A 17,175-nucleotide genomic window follows, 5' to 3' on the forward strand; every position below is an offset into this window, starting at 1 on the left:
AAAAAATTAGAAACGATAATGAGCAAAGGCACGGTTAGCTTCTGCCATGCGATGAACATCTTCACGCTTCTTAACTGCTGAACCAGTGTTATTTGAAGCATCAATAATTTCATTAGCTAAACGCTCATCCATTGTGTGCTCATTACGCAAACGGGCATATGAAACCAACCATCTTAAGCCTAAAGTTGTTCTTCTTTCTGGACGAACTTCAACTGGAATTTGATAATTTGATCCACCAATACGACGAGCTCTAACTTCCAAAACTGGCATAATGTTATTCATTGCTTCTTCAAAAACATCAAGTGGCTCTTTGTCAGTCTTTTCTTTAACAATATTAAAAGCGTCATAAAGGATTGCAGATGCCTTAGCTCTTTTACCATCAATCATCAAGTGATTAATTAACTTGGTAACAAGCTTTGAGTTGTATACTGGATCTGCTAAGATATCTCTTTTAGCTACATGTCCTTTTCTAGGCATTATTTAACTCCTCCTTAATCTTTCTTGGCACCATACTTAGAGCGACCTTGTTTTCTGCCATCAACACCAGCAGTATCAAGAGCACCACGAATAATATGGTAACGCACACCAGGAAGGTCCTTTACACGACCACCACGAATTAAAACAACCGAGTGCTCTTGTAAGTTGTGACCTTCACCAGGAATATAAGCAGTTACTTCAATTAAGTTAGAAAGACGTACACGAGCATACTTTCGTAAAGCTGAGTTTGGTTTCTTTGGCGTCATAGTACCCACACGAGTAGCAACTCCACGCATTTGTGGTGCTGGGTTAGACACTAATTCTTTTTTCATACTGTTATAGCCGTAGCTTAAAGCTGGGGACTTTGACTTAGTCGTCTTAGTCCGACGACCTTTTCTTACCAATTGATTAATGGTTGGCATTAACTTTTTCCTCCTATAAATCGTTTATTTTGTTCACACATCCAGGAGTTTCTTTTTTATCCTGAACATTACTTCAAAATGCACACAGATTATTTTACACGCTTCTAATTAAAAATCAATCCATTCTATTAAGAAATTTCACTTATTTTTACGTATTATTAATTGAGGTGAATTTATAAAATGATTTATTTATTAACCAATTTTATAATTGGAAGTTGCTTAGCTTCTCATGCAGCTGTAATTTGTGAGCATTATAACCAAAGTGACTTTATCTTCACTAGATCACACTGCACCATTTGCCACAGTGAATTAAGCTTACTAGATGAACTTCCTATTATTTCTTACATTTTTTTACGTGGCAGATGTCGTTATTGTCATGGACAAATTTCTGCCCATCTTTTTTTAATCGAAGTTATTGGTGGTTTTGCCTATATTCAGATTGACTTTAGTAAAGTTGAAGGACAGCTAACAGCTATTTTAATTTTTAGCTTATTGCTTGTTGCGATTTATGATGCGACACATTCTGAGTTTCACCTCGTCATGCTTTTACCAGCCCTTTTTTCTATAAGCTATCATATTAACAATTTATTTAAAGCTGAATTATTAGATTATATCGAGGCATTCCCAATTTTAATTTTACTTGTTATCTATATTTTTCAGAAAAAACTTGGTAGCGGCGATTTAATTATCTATTTAATTTTAATACTATATTTTAATGCGCATTTTGCTAATCAAGTTTTTTTATTCGGCTCTATTTTTTTACTTTCACAATTCATCCTTGAAAAGAAAAATTTTTCAAAAAAACAAGCTATACCTTTTATTCCCTATCTTTTTTTAGGTTTAGTTATACAGTTGATTCTTAACTAAAAAGAGCTTAATTTCTTATAATAAGAAATTAAGCTCTTTTAAAATTTATTATTGTGGATCCTTTAGCTTGTCAGCTTCCTTCATTTGTTTTTCAATATCAGCAATTGAATAAACAGACTTTGGCTTAGCTACATCTGCTTCAGGTTCCATATTACGATAAACTGGGAGACCAGTACCAGCAGGTATAATTTTACCAATAATAACGTTCTCTTTCAAACCAAGAAGTGGGTCATTTTTACCCCTGATTGAAGCATCGGTAAGAACACGAGTGGTTTCTTGGAATGATGCAGCTGACAAGAAACTATTAGTTTCTAATGCTGCCTTAGTAATTCCCAAAATCACACTTTGAGCGGTTGCAGGGATGCCACCAGAAATAATTACTGACGTGTTACGTTCCTTAAATTGGCCAATATCCATAATTTCACCTGGTAACAAGTTAGTTTCACCAGGATCAAGAACCCTAACTTTTTGAAGCATTTGTCTAGTTAAAACTTCAACGTGCTTATCAGAAATATCAACCCCCTGCATTCTATAAGCTTTTTGAACTTCAACTAAAATATATTCTTCAGTTGTTAAAGTATCTGTAACTTGGATTAATTCTTTCGGATCAATTGAACCAAGGGTCAGCTTAGCTCCTCGTTTCACTTCATCACCTTCAGCAACTGCAACAGATGCTGTGTATGGTACGCTGTAACTTCTGGTATCAATTTTACCTTTAACTGTGATTTCACGAGTGTGTTCTGCTGGATTTTCTTGAATTGAATCAATTATTCCATCAACTTCAGAAATAACAGCCCGACCTTTAGGATTACGCGCTTCAAACAATTCTTGCACACGAGGAAGACCCTGTGTAATATCTTCGGCACCAGCAACACCACCATTGTGGAAAGTACGTAGAGTTAGCTGAGTACCCGGTTCACCAATTGATTGCGCCGCAACAGTACCAACCGCTTCACCAACTTCAACCGCTTCACCAGTTGCCAAATTCATACCATAGCATCTGCGGCAAACACCATGTGATGTATCACAAGTTAAAATTGAACGAATTTTAACATTAGTAACTCCTGCAGCACAAATTTGGTGCGCCAGATTTTCATCCATCATTACATTTGGCCCTACAATTGCTTCACCAGTTTGTGGATCTTTAACCGTTTCGGCAGTGAATCGACCAAGTAAACGATCATAGAGTGGTTCTATTAATTCATCGCCTTCCATAATAGCATGAACATCAATTCCACGATCAGTACCACAATCTTCTTCACGAATAATCACATCTTGCGCAACATCTACTAAACGTCTAGTCAAATAACCTGACTGAGCCGTCTTCAACGCTGTATCGGTCATTCCTTTACGTGCACCGTGAGTTGACATGAACAGTTCTAGTACAGATAGCCCTTCTTTAAAGTTTGAAGTAACTGGAATTTCAAATAGTCCACCGTTAGGTGTGGCCATTAACCCCCGCATTCCAGCAAGCTGTGTAAAGTTAGAAATATTACCACGAGCACCTGAGTCAGCCATAATTGTAATTGGGTTACGTGGATCATATATTTGGGCAATTTCATTTTGAACTTGATCTTTACATTCATTCCAGATACTAATCACACGATCATGTCGTTCTTGTTCCGTAATTAGCCCACGTCTAAATTGCTTAGAAACAACATCAACTTGCTTGTGCGCTTTGGCTACCTTTTCATCTTTATCATCAATTTCCGGAACATCAGTCATTCCAATAGTAATACCAGAAGTGGTTGAACTTGTATAACCAAGAGTCTTTAAGTCATCAAGATACTCTGAAGTTCTTTGAACCCGATAATACTTGTAAATTGTTGCAATCGAATCTGATAAAAATGACTTCTTAAATGGTGTAGAAATTAATTCATCAGCAATATCATCGATTTTTTGATTGATGTCTTCGCCTGAATGTAAGAAATACTTTTCTGCTAAAGGATTATTTAAATTCTCTTCAGTTGGTTCATTGATATAGAAGTAATCCTTTGGAAAAATTTGGTTAAAAATTACCCGACCATATGTCGTAATAAAAATACCGTGTTCACAGCCCTTCGGCCATGCTTTTTCCGGCATTGAATCAGCAGCCATACCAATAATTGTATGGTAATGAATATCACCATTATTGTAAGCAATAGTTGCTTCATCTGGGGAATTGAAAATCATTCCCTCGCCTTCACGACCTTTTTCAGCTTGTGTTAACCAATAGTTACCTAAAACTATATCCTGCGAAGGTGTAACAATCGGTTTACCATCTTTAGGTGCCAAGATATGATGCGCTGCTAGCATTAATAATCTTGATTCCGCAACTGCTTCATCAGATAGTGGAACATGAATAGCCATCTGGTCACCATCAAAGTCAGCATTATAAGCTTCACAAGTTAATGGATGTAAGCGAATAGATTTACCTGGCACTAATACAGGTTCAAATGCCTGAATACTTAAACGGTGCAAGGTAGGAGCACGGTTCAGTAGAACTGTTCTTTCCTTGATTACATCTTCAAGTACATCCCAAACCTCATCATCTTCACGATCAATTTTGCGTTTTGCACTCTTAATATTGGATGCAATCTTGCGTTTAACTAGTTCGTGCATCACAAATGGCTTAAATAATTCAAGTGCCATTGGCCGTGGAACACCACACTGATAAAATTTCAATTTTGGTGAAACATCGATAACTGAACGACCAGAATAATCAACACGTTTACCAAGTAAGTTTTGACGAAAACGTCCTTGTTTACCTTTCAGCATGTGTGATAAAGACTTCAATGGTCGATTGCCTGGACCGACAACTGAGCGACCACGACGACCATTATCAATCAAAGCATCAACAGCTTCTTGCAACATCCGCTTTTCATTTTGTACGATAATGTTAGGAGCATTAAGGTCAAGTAATCTCTTTAACCGGTTATTCCGATTAATTACTCGACGATAAAGATCGTTTAAGTCAGAAGTAGCAAAGCGACCACCTTCTAGTTGAACCATTGGACGCAAGTCCGGTGGAATAACTGGTACGGCATCAATAACCATCCATTCTGGTTTATTACCAGAATCTTTAAAAGCATCTAAAATATCTAGTCTTCTAATTGCACGAACACGTTTTTGACCAGTAGCAGTCGCCAATTCTTTCTTTAAATCAGTAACTTCTTTGGCCAAATCAACTTTACGTAGCAGATCACGAATTGCTTCTGCCCCCATCTTAGCTTCAAATCGACTACCATATTTAGCTTTTTGTTCTCGATATTCAACTTCTGTTAGCAATTGTTTGAATTCAAGGTCGGTATCACCCGGATCAATTACAATATAAGCAGCAAAATAAATTACTTCTTCTAATAACCTTGGTGACATATCAAGAATTAATCCCATTCTTGATGGTATTCCCTTAAAGTACCAAATATGAGTAACTGGAGCAGCCAATTCAATATGACCCATCCGTTCTCTTCTTACTTTAGATGAAGTAACCTCAACCCCACAGCGATCACAAACGATACCACGATATCTTACGCCTTTGTACTTACCACATGCACAAGCCCAATCTTTAGTTGGCCCGAAAATTCTTTCATCAAATAAACCATCTTTTTCGGGTTTTAAAGTACGATAATTAATCGTTTCGGGTTTTTTAACTTCGCCGTATGACCAACTCCGAATTTTATTCGGGGATGCAAGACCAATCTGCATACTTTCAAATTTATTAACGTCAATCAAAAGTTTGACCTCCTACTATTTAGAAATCTTGTGATCATCATCGGACTCATCAACCAGAGTTTCACTCTTAGTTGGTATTTCAGTTGTTTCTGCTCCAGACTTCACCGCTTCCTCAGCTAGTTTTTTCTTTTGCTGTTCTTCTGCCATCTTGGATAAAGTATCAATATTTAAATGCTCACTTGAATCATCATCCATGTCGCGCAATTCAATTTCATTATGATCCATATCAAGCACACGGATGTCCAATCCTAATGATTGCAGCTCTTTGACAAGAACACGGAAAGATTCAGGAACACCTGGCTTAGGAATTCTTTCACCCTTAACTATCGCTTCATAGGCTTTAACACGCCCCACAACGTCATCTGACTTATAAGTCAAAATTTCTTGAAGTGTGTATGCCGCACCATAGGCTTCAAGTGCCCAAACTTCCATTTCACCAAAACGCTGTCCACCAAACTGTGCTTTACCACCAAGTGGCTGTTGAGTAACTAAAGAGTATGGTCCAATTGAACGAGCGTGAATTTTATCATCAACCATGTGCGTTAATTTCAAGTAGTGCATAATACCCACAGATACACGGTTGTGGAATGGCTCACCTGTGCGCCCATCATAAAGAACAGTCTTACCGTCTTTATCAATACCAGCTTCATGCACAGTATCCCAAACATCGTCTTCACTTGCACCATCAAATACAGGCGTAGCAACATGTATACCTAACTTATTAGCTGCCCAACCTAAGTGTAGCTCTAATAGCTGACCGATATTCATACGTGAAGGAACACCCATTGGATTCAAACATATATCTACTGGTGTACCGTCTGGCAAGTATGGCATATCTTCCTCTGGAACAACAGCGGCAACCGTACCTTTATTGCCATGACGACCAGACATTTTGTCCCCAACTTGGATTTTTCTCTTCTGCGCAATATAAACGCGAACTAAAGTATTTACGCCTGGCGAAAGCTCATCACCATTTTCTCGTGTATAAACTTTAACATCACGCACAATTCCGCCGCCACCATGTGGCACACGCAAAGAAGTATCGCGAACTTCACGCGCCTTTTCTCCAAAGATTGCATGAAGTAATCTTTCTTCAGCGGATAATTCAGTCACACCCTTAGGCGTTACCTTACCTACCAAGATATCACCATCATGAACTTCAGCGCCAATCCGAACAATACCTTGTTTATCAAGATCTTTAAGGGCATCTTCACCAACATTAGGCAATTCTCGCGTAATTTCCTCAGGTCCTAGTTTAGTATCCCGAGCTTCAGATTCATAATCTTCTATACTAATTGAAGTATAGACATCTTCTTTAACTAAACGTTCTGAAAGCATAATTGCGTCTTCATAGTTATACATATTCCAAGTCATGAAAGCAATCACTGGGTTTTGACCTAAAGCTAGCTCACCATGATCCATAGTTGGACCATTTACAATTACTTCCCCTTCTTCAACCTTGTCACCTAAATTAACATTCGGTGTTTGATTATAGGACTTAGAATTATTCGAACGACGATATTTTTCAAGCGTATATTTATCTAAAGTATTATCATTACGTCTTATTTTAATTGTGTTAGCATCAACATATTCAACTGTTCCAGCTGCTTTGGCTACAATAGCAGCACCAGAATCATGCGCAGCACGATATTCCATACCAGTTCCAACTAAAGAACTATGCGGATTAATCAGTGGTGCAGCTTGGCGCTGCTGGTTAGCACCCATCAAAGCACGGTTAGAGTCATCATTTTCTAAAAATGGAATACATGCTGATGCCACAGAAACGACTTGCTTTGGAATAACATCCATATAATCAATTTTATCTGGACTAACTTCAACATTATCTTCCTTATGACGAGCCAAAATCAGATCGTCTTTAAACGAACCGTCTGGATTTAAGTGAGTATTAGCACCAGCTATAATGTAATTATCTTCAACATCAGCAGTTAAATAATCAATTTTATCCGTAACTTTATGGGTCTTCCAAGAAACACGCCGGTAAGGTGTTTCAATGAACCCATATTTGTTAATAACAGCATAACTTGCTAAGGAGTTAATCAATCCAATATTAGGACCTTCTGGGGTTTCAATTGGACATAAACGACCATATTGCGTATAGTGCACATCACGAACTTCATATCCAGCACGATCACGAGTCAGTCCACCAGGTCCTAAAGCAGACATGCGCCGCTTATGAGTTAATTCACCCAATGGATTGTGCTGATCCATAAATTGTGATAATTGCGATGAACCAAAAAATTCTTTCAAACTAGCTACAATTGGCCGTATATTGATTAACTGTTGTGGTGTTACGGTTGACGGATCTTGAATTGACATTCTTTCACGCACAACACGTTCCATTCGGGCTAAACCTATTCTAAATTGATTTTGTAATAACTCACCAACCCGGCGAATTCGCCGGTTGCCCAAGTGATCAATATCATCAATATTACCGATTTCATCTTGTAACAAAAAGAAATAATTAATTGATGCCAATACATCTGCAGGAGTTAAATATTTAACATCTTTGTCAATATGACCATTAGAAATGATTTTAACTATTCGTTCAGGATTAACTTTTGAGTATACTTTTACTTCTTGAACAGTAATCGGATCTGGTAAAACACCTTCTTTTGAAGGTTGATAAGTAACCATCTTGAAATCATCACGATCAAGATAATTTTCTAAAGTATCCATTACTTCGTGGGTAACTATGGTACCTTTTTTAGCAACAATTTCGCCCGTATCAGGATCAGCTAAAGTTTCAGCTAAAGTTTGCCCATATAACCGACTCTTCAAAGATAATTTTTTATTAACCTTATAGCGACCAACGGCTGCTAAATCGTATCGGCGTGGATCAAAAAAGCGCGCATATAGCAAGGAGCGTGAAGAATCAGTTGTTTTAGGTTCACCAGGACGTAAGCGTTCATAAACATCTTTCAAGGCTTCTGCAACCCGCGAATCAGCTGGATTCTTGTGTACATCTTTTTCTAAAGTAAACTGTAAAGTATCACTTTGACCAAAAAGATCAATGATTTCATCATCTGAACCAATACCTAAAGCCCTAATAATTACCGTCAATGGCAACTTACGTGTCCGATCAACACGAACATATGATACATTCTTGGCATCAGTTTCATACTCAAGCCAGGCACCACGATTAGGAATAACTGTCGTGCCAAAAATCTGACGCCCATTTTTATCATAATCACCAGAATAATAAACACTAGGTGATCTAACTAATTGGGCAACAATAACCCGCTCAGCTCCATTAATAATAAAAGAGCCAGATTCTGTCATTAATGGCAGATCGCCAAAAAATACATCTTGAGTCTTAATTTCACCAGTTTTTTGATTAGTTAACTTTAAGGTAACATGCATTGGTGCAGCGTAAGTCGCATCATGATCTCGTGCTTCATCAACAGTATACTTTGGATTCTGGAGTTTATAACCCAAATATTCCAAAGAAAGCTTGCCTGAAAAGTCACTAATTGGCATAATGTCGTCAAAAACTTCTTTAATACCTTCATCCAAAAACCATTTATATGATTCAGTTTGGACATCAGTCAAGTTAGGTAATTTTAGCACTTCTTTAATGCGTGAAAAACTACGTCTTGTTCGATGTTTACCAAAATTCACTACGTGTCCATTTAACAAGGAGAAAACATCCTTTCTGTCAGAGAAAGCTAGTATTACATTTTGATTACAATTTCAAAAAGCTAGAATTTTAAGCATAAAAAAGACAAAAACGACTACTGTCATTTTTGTCCTTATTATTTTGCTGGACAATATATCAGCAAAATTCTGAAAATCAGCTTTTTAATCACGATTAAGTATAGCGAACAAATAATTAGATGTCAATGTTATTACTTAACATTGGCCAAATTATCTTTTGTTGTCCTAATTAAATCAAACTTCAATTTTTTCCTATTACATCCTATTTTCAAAGTATCACCACTTTGCAAGTCTCCCTCAATTAGCATTGAAGCAACTTGATCTTCAATATCTTTTTGAATTGCTCGCCGCAATGGTCTAGCACCCATTTCTGGATCATAACCATCTTGAGCAATTTTATCAAGAGCCGCAGGCGATATTTTAAGTTGAATCCCCTGTTTATTCAAACGTTCAATTAATTTACGCGTAAGTAAAGTTACCACTTGCCTTAATTGTTTTTGATCAAGTTCGTCAAAGATAATACTTTCATCAATTCGATTCAAAAATTCTGGTCTAAAAAATTGTTTTAGTGCTTCTTTTACCCGATCTTGACGTAATTTTACCTGGTTAGAATTATCAGCACTAAAACCAACAGCCTTGGTTTCAAAGATTGAGCGTGAACCCAGATTGGAGGTCATAATAATAATGGTATTTTTAAAATCAACTTTACGTCCCTTTGAATCGGTTAAAAAGCCATCATCAAGGACTTGCAATAGCAAATTAAATACATCAGGGTGCGCCTTTTCAACTTCATCTAATAAAACTACAGAATAAGGATGACGCCGAACTTGTTCAGACAACTGCCCACCTTCATCATAACCGACATACCCAGGAGCTGAACCAATCAATTTGCTACTAGCAATTTGATCCATATATTCTGACATATCGATTCGGATTAAATTGTTTTCTGAGCCAAAAACGGTAGCAGCAATAGCTTTAGCAAGTTCGGTTTTGCCTACACCAGTTGGCCCTAAGAAAAGAAATGAACCAATTGGACGATTCTCATCTTTAATACCACTACGGCTACGACGAACTGCCTTACTAATTGCCGAAACAGCCTTATCTTGACCAATAATTCGTTGGTGTAAATTATTTTCAAGATTAGCTAATTGTTTGGTTTCATTTCGACTCATTTGTGTTACTGGAACACCTGTCCAATTAGATACCACCTTGGCAATATCTTCGGGATGAACAATTGCCCCATTTTTCTCTGATTTTTTCATACGACTATAAATTTGATCTTGCCTTACTTGCAGACTATTTTGTCGTTCTTGTAATTGCGCTGCCTTCACAAAGTTTTGATTAACTGCAGCCTGATTCTTTTGTTCAATTACTTTTTTAAGTTGATCACTAATTTGAACTAATTGATTATTTGTACCTGTACCAGCTTTGATTTTAACAGATGCACTAGCTTCATCAATTAGATCAATTGCTTTATCAGGCAGATAACGATTAGAAATGTATCGACTAGACAAGTCAATTGCATTTTCTAACGCTGCCTTATCAATTTTAACATGATGAAATTTTTCATATTTAGGTTTTAACCCGGATAAAATAGCGAAAGTTTCTTGGCGTGATGGTTCAGTTAAACGTACAATCTGAAAGCGCCGAGCTAATGCTTGATCTTTTTCAACGTATTTTTGATATTCGTCAAAAGTTGTAGCACCAATCATTTGTAAATCACCGCGGGCCAACGATGGCTTTAAAATATTAGCAGCATCAATTGAACCTTCAGCACCACCTGCACCAATTAAGGTATGCATTTCATCCACAAAAAGAATGATTGTACCATCATTAGTAATTTCCTTAATAATTCTTTTGAGGCGGTCTTCAAATTCACCCCGATACTTCGTTCCAGCAACTAAGCCACCCAAATCTAAAGAAATCACTTGTTTATCCAATAAGTCATGCGGTACTTGCTTACTTACAATTGCAGTTGCGATTGCTTCTGCCACAGCCGTTTTCCCCACTCCTGGTTCACCAATCAAGACTGGATTATTTTTATTACGCCGGGACAAGATTTCGATTACGCGAGCAACTTCCCGATCACGCCCAATAACTGGATCAATTTGACCATTTTTTGCGCGCTCATTTAGATTTACTGATACTTGATCTAAGGTTGGAGTAGTACTGTTAGTTTTATCATTAGCCTCTACATTACCATAATTTGACCAGCCCTTGTCATCATTTTCATTCAAATCAAGCAGTTGGTCGTCTTCCCCTAAACTATGTAAAATATCATTTTTTAAGCCATCAATATCTACATTTAGATTGCGTAAAATTACTGACGCTAAAACTTGTTCATTAAAGACAAGTGCTAAAAGAATATGGCTAGTTTTAATTTTAGTAGCCCCTTCACGTCCTGCTAACGTAGCGGCATAGGCTAAAACCATAGTTAATCTAGGCGACATTTCCATATAAGTAGCTTTACCAGCTGAACCATAACCAGTATAGCGTTCGATTTCTTCACGAACTGCTGTTGAAGTTATTCCCCAAGATCTTAAGTCCTTGCCAGCTTCACCATCAGACTCAATTACCATCGCCAATAGCACATGTTCAGTACCAATTAAGCGATGGTGAAAATTTTGTGCTTGTTCACGTGCAATTTCTAAAACTTGATTTGCACTGTTAGTATAAGTTTTTTTCATCATAGCACCACCTTTATAAATGACGTGTATTCACTATATACTCTTTTGCTGAATTGTAAATTTTTTTGTTTCAAGAATATATTAGTTCACGTTAAACATCGCAATTATTATAGCAAAGACTGTACTGTGATGCTAACTTTCCTATCTCTTTCATTATGTTTACCATGTGTCTTACCGTAATCTTAAGCAAATCGCTAACTATTCCTTTATAAGTCTTTTCCCGTGTTTGTTCTAGTGGCAAGAAAGCAGCCTCACTAATTTATTTCAGTTTCTGTTAAACAAACAAAATTGAGCTCATATAACTTTAGAAATTATTCCAGAAGATAAATAAGCTTAGTCTGGTTCCACTGTTAAATTAACCCTTATTTAAATAAAAATTTAAACAATACAAACTAATAATCAACCTGTTAATAACTAAAAAAACAGATACATGATAGCGGCCTATTTTAGGTAATTTTGTATCTTTATAAAATATGAAGTCTTTTAGCCTAATTTCAGGTAATTTCAAAAAAATCAGAAAAAAATAAAAATGCCTTAGAATCAACATTTGAAGCCAATTGAAACTAAGACAAATCTTCATTATCGGGAAAACAGGATTCGAACCTGCGACCTCTACGTCCCGAACGTAGCGCTCTACCAAACTGAGCTATTTCCCGTTTAATAAAAAAACTCACCTAAAGTGGTGAGTCTTTATTATAGAGCGGAAGACGGGATTCGAACCCGCGACCCCCACCATGGCAAGGTGATGTTCTACCACTGAACTACTTCCGCAAGACATCTATTATTATAGCAGACATATATAGTTTTGCAACCCTTTTTTAAAAAATCTAACTAGCTAATTACTTTATAAAACAAAAGATTATTATATATTAGTAAAAATTAGGTATACTTTTTACCAAGTAATAATTAAAAAAGGGGGAAAAGCCATGCAAAATGAACTAGAAAATTTATTGCACTTACCAAAAAATCAACTATCCTTTACTGATCAACATGTATATATACTCTTAAATAATCTTGGTAGTATTGATCCACATCTTCGCGATAACCTTAGTTACAGTCTTTTAGCACGTGGTTTTCAGGAAAATTCCTTTAACAAAGAGCAACTTAGAATAATTATCGATTTTTTTATTAATAAAAAGACCTTGTTTCATCAAATTACTGAACCTGAGAATGATGCTGTTTTTTTGCGCACATTCACTGCCCTATTGGGAGCACTAATTTTGGCAATGGATAGCAACCAGACGGTTTTAACCAACGATGAACGGCAAACAATGTTCAACTGAAGTATTACATATTTAGAATTAGAAAAGGATTATCGCAGCTTTGTCAAAAATAAAGGTTGGGCGCATAGTATCGCACATGGTAGTGACTTTTTAGCTGCAACATTGCAACATCCCAAATTTATCATTCAAGACCAAATAGATCTTTTAAATTTAATCCGAACAATTTTTAACAATATGCAAACTACCTTTGTTGATGATGAAGAGAAACGCTTGGCTTATGCTTTTTTTCAAGGGCTTAAGACTCAAAAATTTTCTACTTCTACTTTTATTGAATTCATTAATGAATTTAATACTGAACGCTACCAAAAATTAGCCAATGACAATTTACTCGGCTGGCATCAATTGAGTACTTGGTTAGCAATGCTTCAAAGTCGGTATTTTCTCCTAGAAAAAAGGCCTGAATTACAAGTGCCAATTGCTAATTTAATTAAAAAATATTATGATGCTTATAAATAAACCTTGACCTATCAAAAAAACAGGTATGACAATGTCATATCTGTTTTTTGATAGGCTTATTTTAGCTAAGTTTTCTTCAACTTAACGTTAAATATCTTCAAGATGCTCTGGAAACATTATTAAGAAGAGTTTTTAGCCTGCTCATTAATCTTCAAACTGTATGAGCTGTTCTGGTTTCAGATCCTTAGTTACATCAACATATATACCTAAATTTGTTTGAATGTCCAAATGTCCTAAAGCTTCTTGAATAACTTTTATATTTATTCCAAATTCAATCAATCTAGTAGTAAATATATGCCGTAATGTATGACAACTAAAGTTAAGTAATAAATTTTTTACTTTATTTAATAGGATTTTTACTTAAAGCGTTGAAATTAGCATCCCTAATAAGGTGTATTAATACCATATCCAGTTTTGCCTAGCTTTTGAACAATCATAGAACACAAGTGCTTGACTACAGGCTCTTTATTTAAACTCTAACATTTTCACCTAATTCAGGATTACCTGACTTACATGACTTACGAATATAAGTTAGCTTTTCTTCTACATGATTAAAGAAAGCCAATTCATCTTTATTAAAAATAAACGATGGGGTTACATCTAGCTTAGTATGCTGTAATCTTGTACGTCCCATGTCACTCACTTACTTTAAAATTTAATTAGCCGAAACATACTTTTTTATTCCTAATCTCCATAAAAATCTAGAAATTACATAAAAAAGGACCAATAAAATCAAATAATAAATAAAATATGACTGTATTCCATATTTCAAAAATTCATTAGTGATATTCGTTGCTAATAATATAGGTATCACGAATACAAAAATATTTTGTATTATTTTAGGAAATATTTTTGTAGGCCGTGATGCAAAATTGAATAAATCTTCAACAACTCCACCTAATCCTACTAATCCGTTAAACCAAAATAAAAAAGTTAAACATATTTGATTCAAGACAAAAATCATCAAAGCAGTTGTAATTATTAAAATATTAACAACTATAAATTGAAATTGTGTTATTACTTCTTTATTTAGAAAAATGATTAGCAAAATATACGTAATTATAAAATTAAGAATACTTGGAATATCTATACCTCTAATTGCAGATAGCCAATACGAAGAACTAGGTCTGATTAGAATATAATCTAAATTACCTTCTAAGATATCATCATTTAGTTCTTCATGTCCTAATATAAAAAATATATTATAGACATATGTAGAAGAGTTAACAAAAGTTATTAAAATAAAATATTGATTTTCAGTCCAACCGGGAATACTCCGATTATCAGCATAATAAATATTTCCTGTTACTAATTCAATAATCAAAAATATCAAGGCTAAAACAAAAGTTATAATACTTGCTGTTCTATAAATCAAGAATTCTTCAATACTTTTTTTCCAGATTGTTTTACCAATTCTTATCATGCACCTACACCTTCATACTTTTTAATTCCTATTTTAAAAATATATTTTCTAAGGAAATTAAAACCAACTAGCCATAAAAAAACTACAAAAAAATATTTAATAATCGCATTATTATTGCCCCCACTAATTATCAACCTTGCAGGTACATCAGTAACCAAAGAAAAGGGATTATATTGCAGCCAACTATAAATTCTTTTATCCAGCATATTTAAGGGAAAGTACAATCCACCCAGAAGTAAGTAAATTGCGTTTATGCCGTTACGTAAGGGCCACATATTAATAATCCAAAAACTTAATTCTCCAAGTAACAACATCAAGTTAAAAAACATAAAATTTGCAACTATAAAATAGAAAAACAAAAAAACAACTATAAGAAAATTGTTAGAGAGTATTACTAGTAAGACCAAATAGAATATTAGTATATAAAATTGCCTGCCAAAGCTATACAAAAAAATATACCAAAAAAGTGATATAGGTTTAGTTATATACATTGATAATCTTCTAGAACTGATTAAACCCGCTAAATAATAAAGTGGAGTAGTTGTAAATATCAAGGCAGTTGTATTAGTAAGAATCAAATATCTGGCCATGTTTATAAAATCAGAATGTGGTAGTAATAAATTCCATATCCATAAGGATACTGCCAAGTTAGCTACCTGTAATATTATTGTAAGGATGATATTAGAGCGAAAGACCAAATTATCCTTCATCCCTAAATATAAAACAGGCATATATTTTTCAATTTTTTTCATTAGCTTTATCCCATTCTTTATATATTGATAAAACCAAATCTTCGATTGTCATTCCTTGTCGATTAATAGATATTATGTTTTGCTCTCCTACACTATCAATTTCATTCTGTAATTCTGAAATTGATAGTACTTTTTCTTTAGAAACCATATTGTTATTTGGATCCAAGAATTTAACTTTAAATTTTTGATGATCGTTTATATCCACTGGTAACGAATTTAAAGATCCATCAAAAATAATGTGTCCTTGAGCTAAAATAAGTAATCGCTTAGAAATCGCTTCAATATCACGTAAATTATGTGACGTAAATATAATCGTAGTTTGATTTACCCTATTTTCTTCAAGTAAAAAATCATATATATTTTTTTGAGTCCCTATATCCAAGCCTAAAGTAGGTTCATCTAAAAATAAGTATTTAGGTGAATGAATAAGTGTACATAGCAACTCACATTTTACCCGCTGACCTAAAGATAATTTTCGAACAGGGATTTTAATGATATCTTTTAAATTCAACACTTTTATTAAATAATTTAATCTTTTTTCATAATCTTCATCATTTAATTGATAAATCGCACTGAGCATATTAAAAGTATCTATAGGTGGCAAGTTCCAAGAAAGCTGGGTCTTTTGGCCAAACATTACACCAATATTTTGATAAAATGATCTCCGGTGCAAAGCTGGATTCATATTATCAACCCTAATATCGCCTTCAGTTGGTTCTATTATCCCCGTTAATAATTTTGCAAAAGTAGTTTTCCCTGCCCCGTTAGGTCCAATCAATCCTATTAATTCACCATCAGGAATGTTTAAATTTAATGTATCAATTGCCCGCTTTTTTTGATTCTTGCGTTTAAAAAAGTCGTGCACTGAACCCATTAACCCAGGATTTTTTTCAAATGTTACATAATCGAATGAAACATTATCTAGTCTGATCATTTTTCCTCACTCATTTCATCAATGATTAATATTATACTCATATTATTCTTAATGTGAACATTTTAGATAGCCTATTTTTAAAAATTACTTTTTATTTCACAAAAAGTGAACATAAAGCCCACCATTAAGCCTTTTTGGCACTCTCAAAATCTTAATTTCAACTACTAAAATCACTTTGTGTGCCTATTTAAAATAATTTTTTGTTTAAAAACGAGTAAAAAGCCTATCAAATTAATCCTTTTAAGTACTAATCTGATAGGCTTCAATTAATTTTAAGCATAAAAATATGATGGAAAAACGAAATCATCTACATGAGTTGATTCTATCTTATATACTTTTTCCCGTAATCTTTTCTTCTTCATCATCACCAAATAAAGAAAGCTGTTGATTAACGACTGGACTTGAATCATGGCTTGTAGCAATTAATTTCTTTAAGACATAATCGTTAAAGTTAAACTACAAAATATTTAAAGAAATTACTCTCAAAC

Annotated in this window: 11 protein-coding genes, 2 tRNA genes and 1 pseudogene; 2 read left to right on the top strand and 12 right to left on the bottom strand. The window is 34.7% G+C overall.

The window, feature by feature from the left end; translation table 11 throughout:
* Positions 1-6: 6 nt before the first annotated feature.
* Positions 7-477 carry a 30S ribosomal protein S7 gene (rpsG, locus tag F5ESL0230_RS06840; RefSeq protein ID WP_090092325.1) on the bottom strand — a complete coding sequence of 157 codons (471 nt, stop codon included), beginning with the start codon at positions 475-477 and terminating at the stop codon, positions 7-9.
* A 14-nt stretch (positions 478-491) separates the two neighbouring features.
* Entirely contained in the window at positions 492-899 is a 408-nt protein-coding gene (gene rpsL / locus F5ESL0230_RS06845) for a 30S ribosomal protein S12 (protein ID WP_090092326.1), read from the bottom strand.
* A gap of 180 nt (positions 900-1,079) precedes the next feature.
* Here rpsL and F5ESL0230_RS06850 point away from each other — a divergent pair, with 180 nt between their 5' ends.
* Complete coding sequence (locus F5ESL0230_RS06850) at positions 1,080-1,766, top strand: A24 family peptidase (protein ID WP_122022140.1); 687 nt, start codon at positions 1,080-1,082, stop codon at positions 1,764-1,766.
* A gap of 48 nt (positions 1,767-1,814) precedes the next feature.
* Here F5ESL0230_RS06850 and rpoC read toward each other — a convergent pair whose 3' ends face one another.
* The 5 genes from rpoC to F5ESL0230_RS06875 form a co-directional block, all read right to left on the bottom strand.
* Positions 1,815-5,477 (bottom strand): DNA-directed RNA polymerase subunit beta', encoded by a 3,663-nt coding sequence (gene rpoC, locus F5ESL0230_RS06855; protein WP_122022141.1) that lies wholly within the window; start codon positions 5,475-5,477, stop codon positions 1,815-1,817.
* 15 nt (positions 5,478-5,492) lie between these two features.
* Positions 5,493-9,134 (bottom strand): DNA-directed RNA polymerase subunit beta, encoded by a 3,642-nt coding sequence (gene rpoB / locus F5ESL0230_RS06860; protein WP_122022142.1) that lies wholly within the window; start codon positions 9,132-9,134, stop codon positions 5,493-5,495.
* Positions 9,135-9,343: 209 nt separating this feature from the next.
* The gene (locus F5ESL0230_RS06865; protein WP_122022143.1) at positions 9,344-11,839 is read right to left on the bottom strand and encodes an ATP-dependent Clp protease ATP-binding subunit; all 2,496 of its coding nucleotides are present in this window, start codon (positions 11,837-11,839) and stop codon (positions 9,344-9,346) included.
* A 582-nt stretch (positions 11,840-12,421) separates the two neighbouring features.
* Positions 12,422-12,495 (bottom strand) — tRNA-Pro (locus tag F5ESL0230_RS06870).
* Between the two features lie 43 nt (positions 12,496-12,538).
* Positions 12,539-12,610 (bottom strand) — tRNA-Gly (locus F5ESL0230_RS06875).
* 155 nt (positions 12,611-12,765) lie between these two features.
* Here F5ESL0230_RS06875 and F5ESL0230_RS08580 point away from each other — a divergent pair.
* Positions 12,766-13,578: pseudogene (locus F5ESL0230_RS08580) on the top strand (DUF2785 domain-containing protein).
* A 144-nt stretch (positions 13,579-13,722) separates the two neighbouring features.
* On the opposite strand, the gene F5ESL0230_RS08585 reads toward F5ESL0230_RS08580, so the two are convergent.
* The 5 genes from F5ESL0230_RS08585 to F5ESL0230_RS06905 all read right to left on the bottom strand — a co-directional run bounded on the left by F5ESL0230_RS08585 (position 13,723) and on the right by F5ESL0230_RS06905 (position 16,687).
* Positions 13,723-13,857, bottom strand: a complete 135-nt coding sequence (locus F5ESL0230_RS08585) for a site-specific integrase (RefSeq protein ID WP_233551660.1) — start codon at positions 13,855-13,857, stop codon at positions 13,723-13,725.
* 190 nt (positions 13,858-14,047) lie between these two features.
* Entirely contained in the window at positions 14,048-14,212 is a 165-nt protein-coding gene (locus tag F5ESL0230_RS08455) for a hypothetical protein (RefSeq protein WP_158592404.1), read from the bottom strand.
* A 21-nt stretch (positions 14,213-14,233) separates the two neighbouring features.
* Entirely contained in the window at positions 14,234-15,001 is a 768-nt protein-coding gene (locus tag F5ESL0230_RS06895; RefSeq protein WP_233551661.1) for an ABC-2 family transporter protein, read from the bottom strand.
* Complete coding sequence (locus tag F5ESL0230_RS06900; protein ID WP_122022147.1) at positions 14,998-15,753, bottom strand: ABC transporter permease; 756 nt, start codon at positions 15,751-15,753, stop codon at positions 14,998-15,000. Before F5ESL0230_RS06900 ends, F5ESL0230_RS06895 begins: the two co-directional genes overlap by 4 nt.
* Positions 15,740-16,687, bottom strand: coding sequence for an ATP-binding cassette domain-containing protein (locus F5ESL0230_RS06905; protein WP_122022148.1), 948 nt, complete (start codon positions 16,685-16,687; stop codon positions 15,740-15,742). The genes F5ESL0230_RS06900 and F5ESL0230_RS06905 overlap by 14 nt, the downstream gene beginning before the upstream one ends.
* Positions 16,688-17,175: the final 488 nt, after the last annotated feature.

It is taken from the genome of Lactobacillus sp. ESL0230 (assembly GCF_003692805.1).
Classification (GTDB): domain Bacteria; phylum Bacillota; class Bacilli; order Lactobacillales; family Lactobacillaceae; genus Lactobacillus; species Lactobacillus bombicola.

Excerpts from the sequence above, each read along its gene's own strand:
- F5ESL0230_RS06865 (WP_122022143.1), bottom strand. The coding sequence starts at position 11,839 with ATGAAAAAAACTTATACTAACAGTGCAAATCAAGTTTTAGAAATTGCA.
- F5ESL0230_RS06850 (WP_122022140.1), top strand. The coding sequence starts at position 1,080 with ATGATTTATTTATTAACCAATTTTATAATTGGAAGTTGCTTAGCTTCT.
- rpsL (WP_090092326.1), bottom strand. The coding sequence starts at position 899 with ATGCCAACCATTAATCAATTGGTAAGAAAAGGTCGTCGGACTAAGACG.
- rpsG (WP_090092325.1), bottom strand. The coding sequence starts at position 477 with ATGCCTAGAAAAGGACATGTAGCTAAAAGAGATATCTTAGCAGATCCA.
- F5ESL0230_RS06900 (WP_122022147.1), bottom strand. The coding sequence starts at position 15,753 with ATGAAAAAAATTGAAAAATATATGCCTGTTTTATATTTAGGGATGAAG.
- F5ESL0230_RS06895 (WP_233551661.1), bottom strand. The coding sequence starts at position 15,001 with ATGATAAGAATTGGTAAAACAATCTGGAAAAAAAGTATTGAAGAATTC.
- F5ESL0230_RS08455 (WP_158592404.1), bottom strand. The coding sequence starts at position 14,212 with ATGGGACGTACAAGATTACAGCATACTAAGCTAGATGTAACCCCATCG.
- F5ESL0230_RS06905 (WP_122022148.1), bottom strand. The coding sequence starts at position 16,687 with ATGATCAGACTAGATAATGTTTCATTCGATTATGTAACATTTGAAAAA.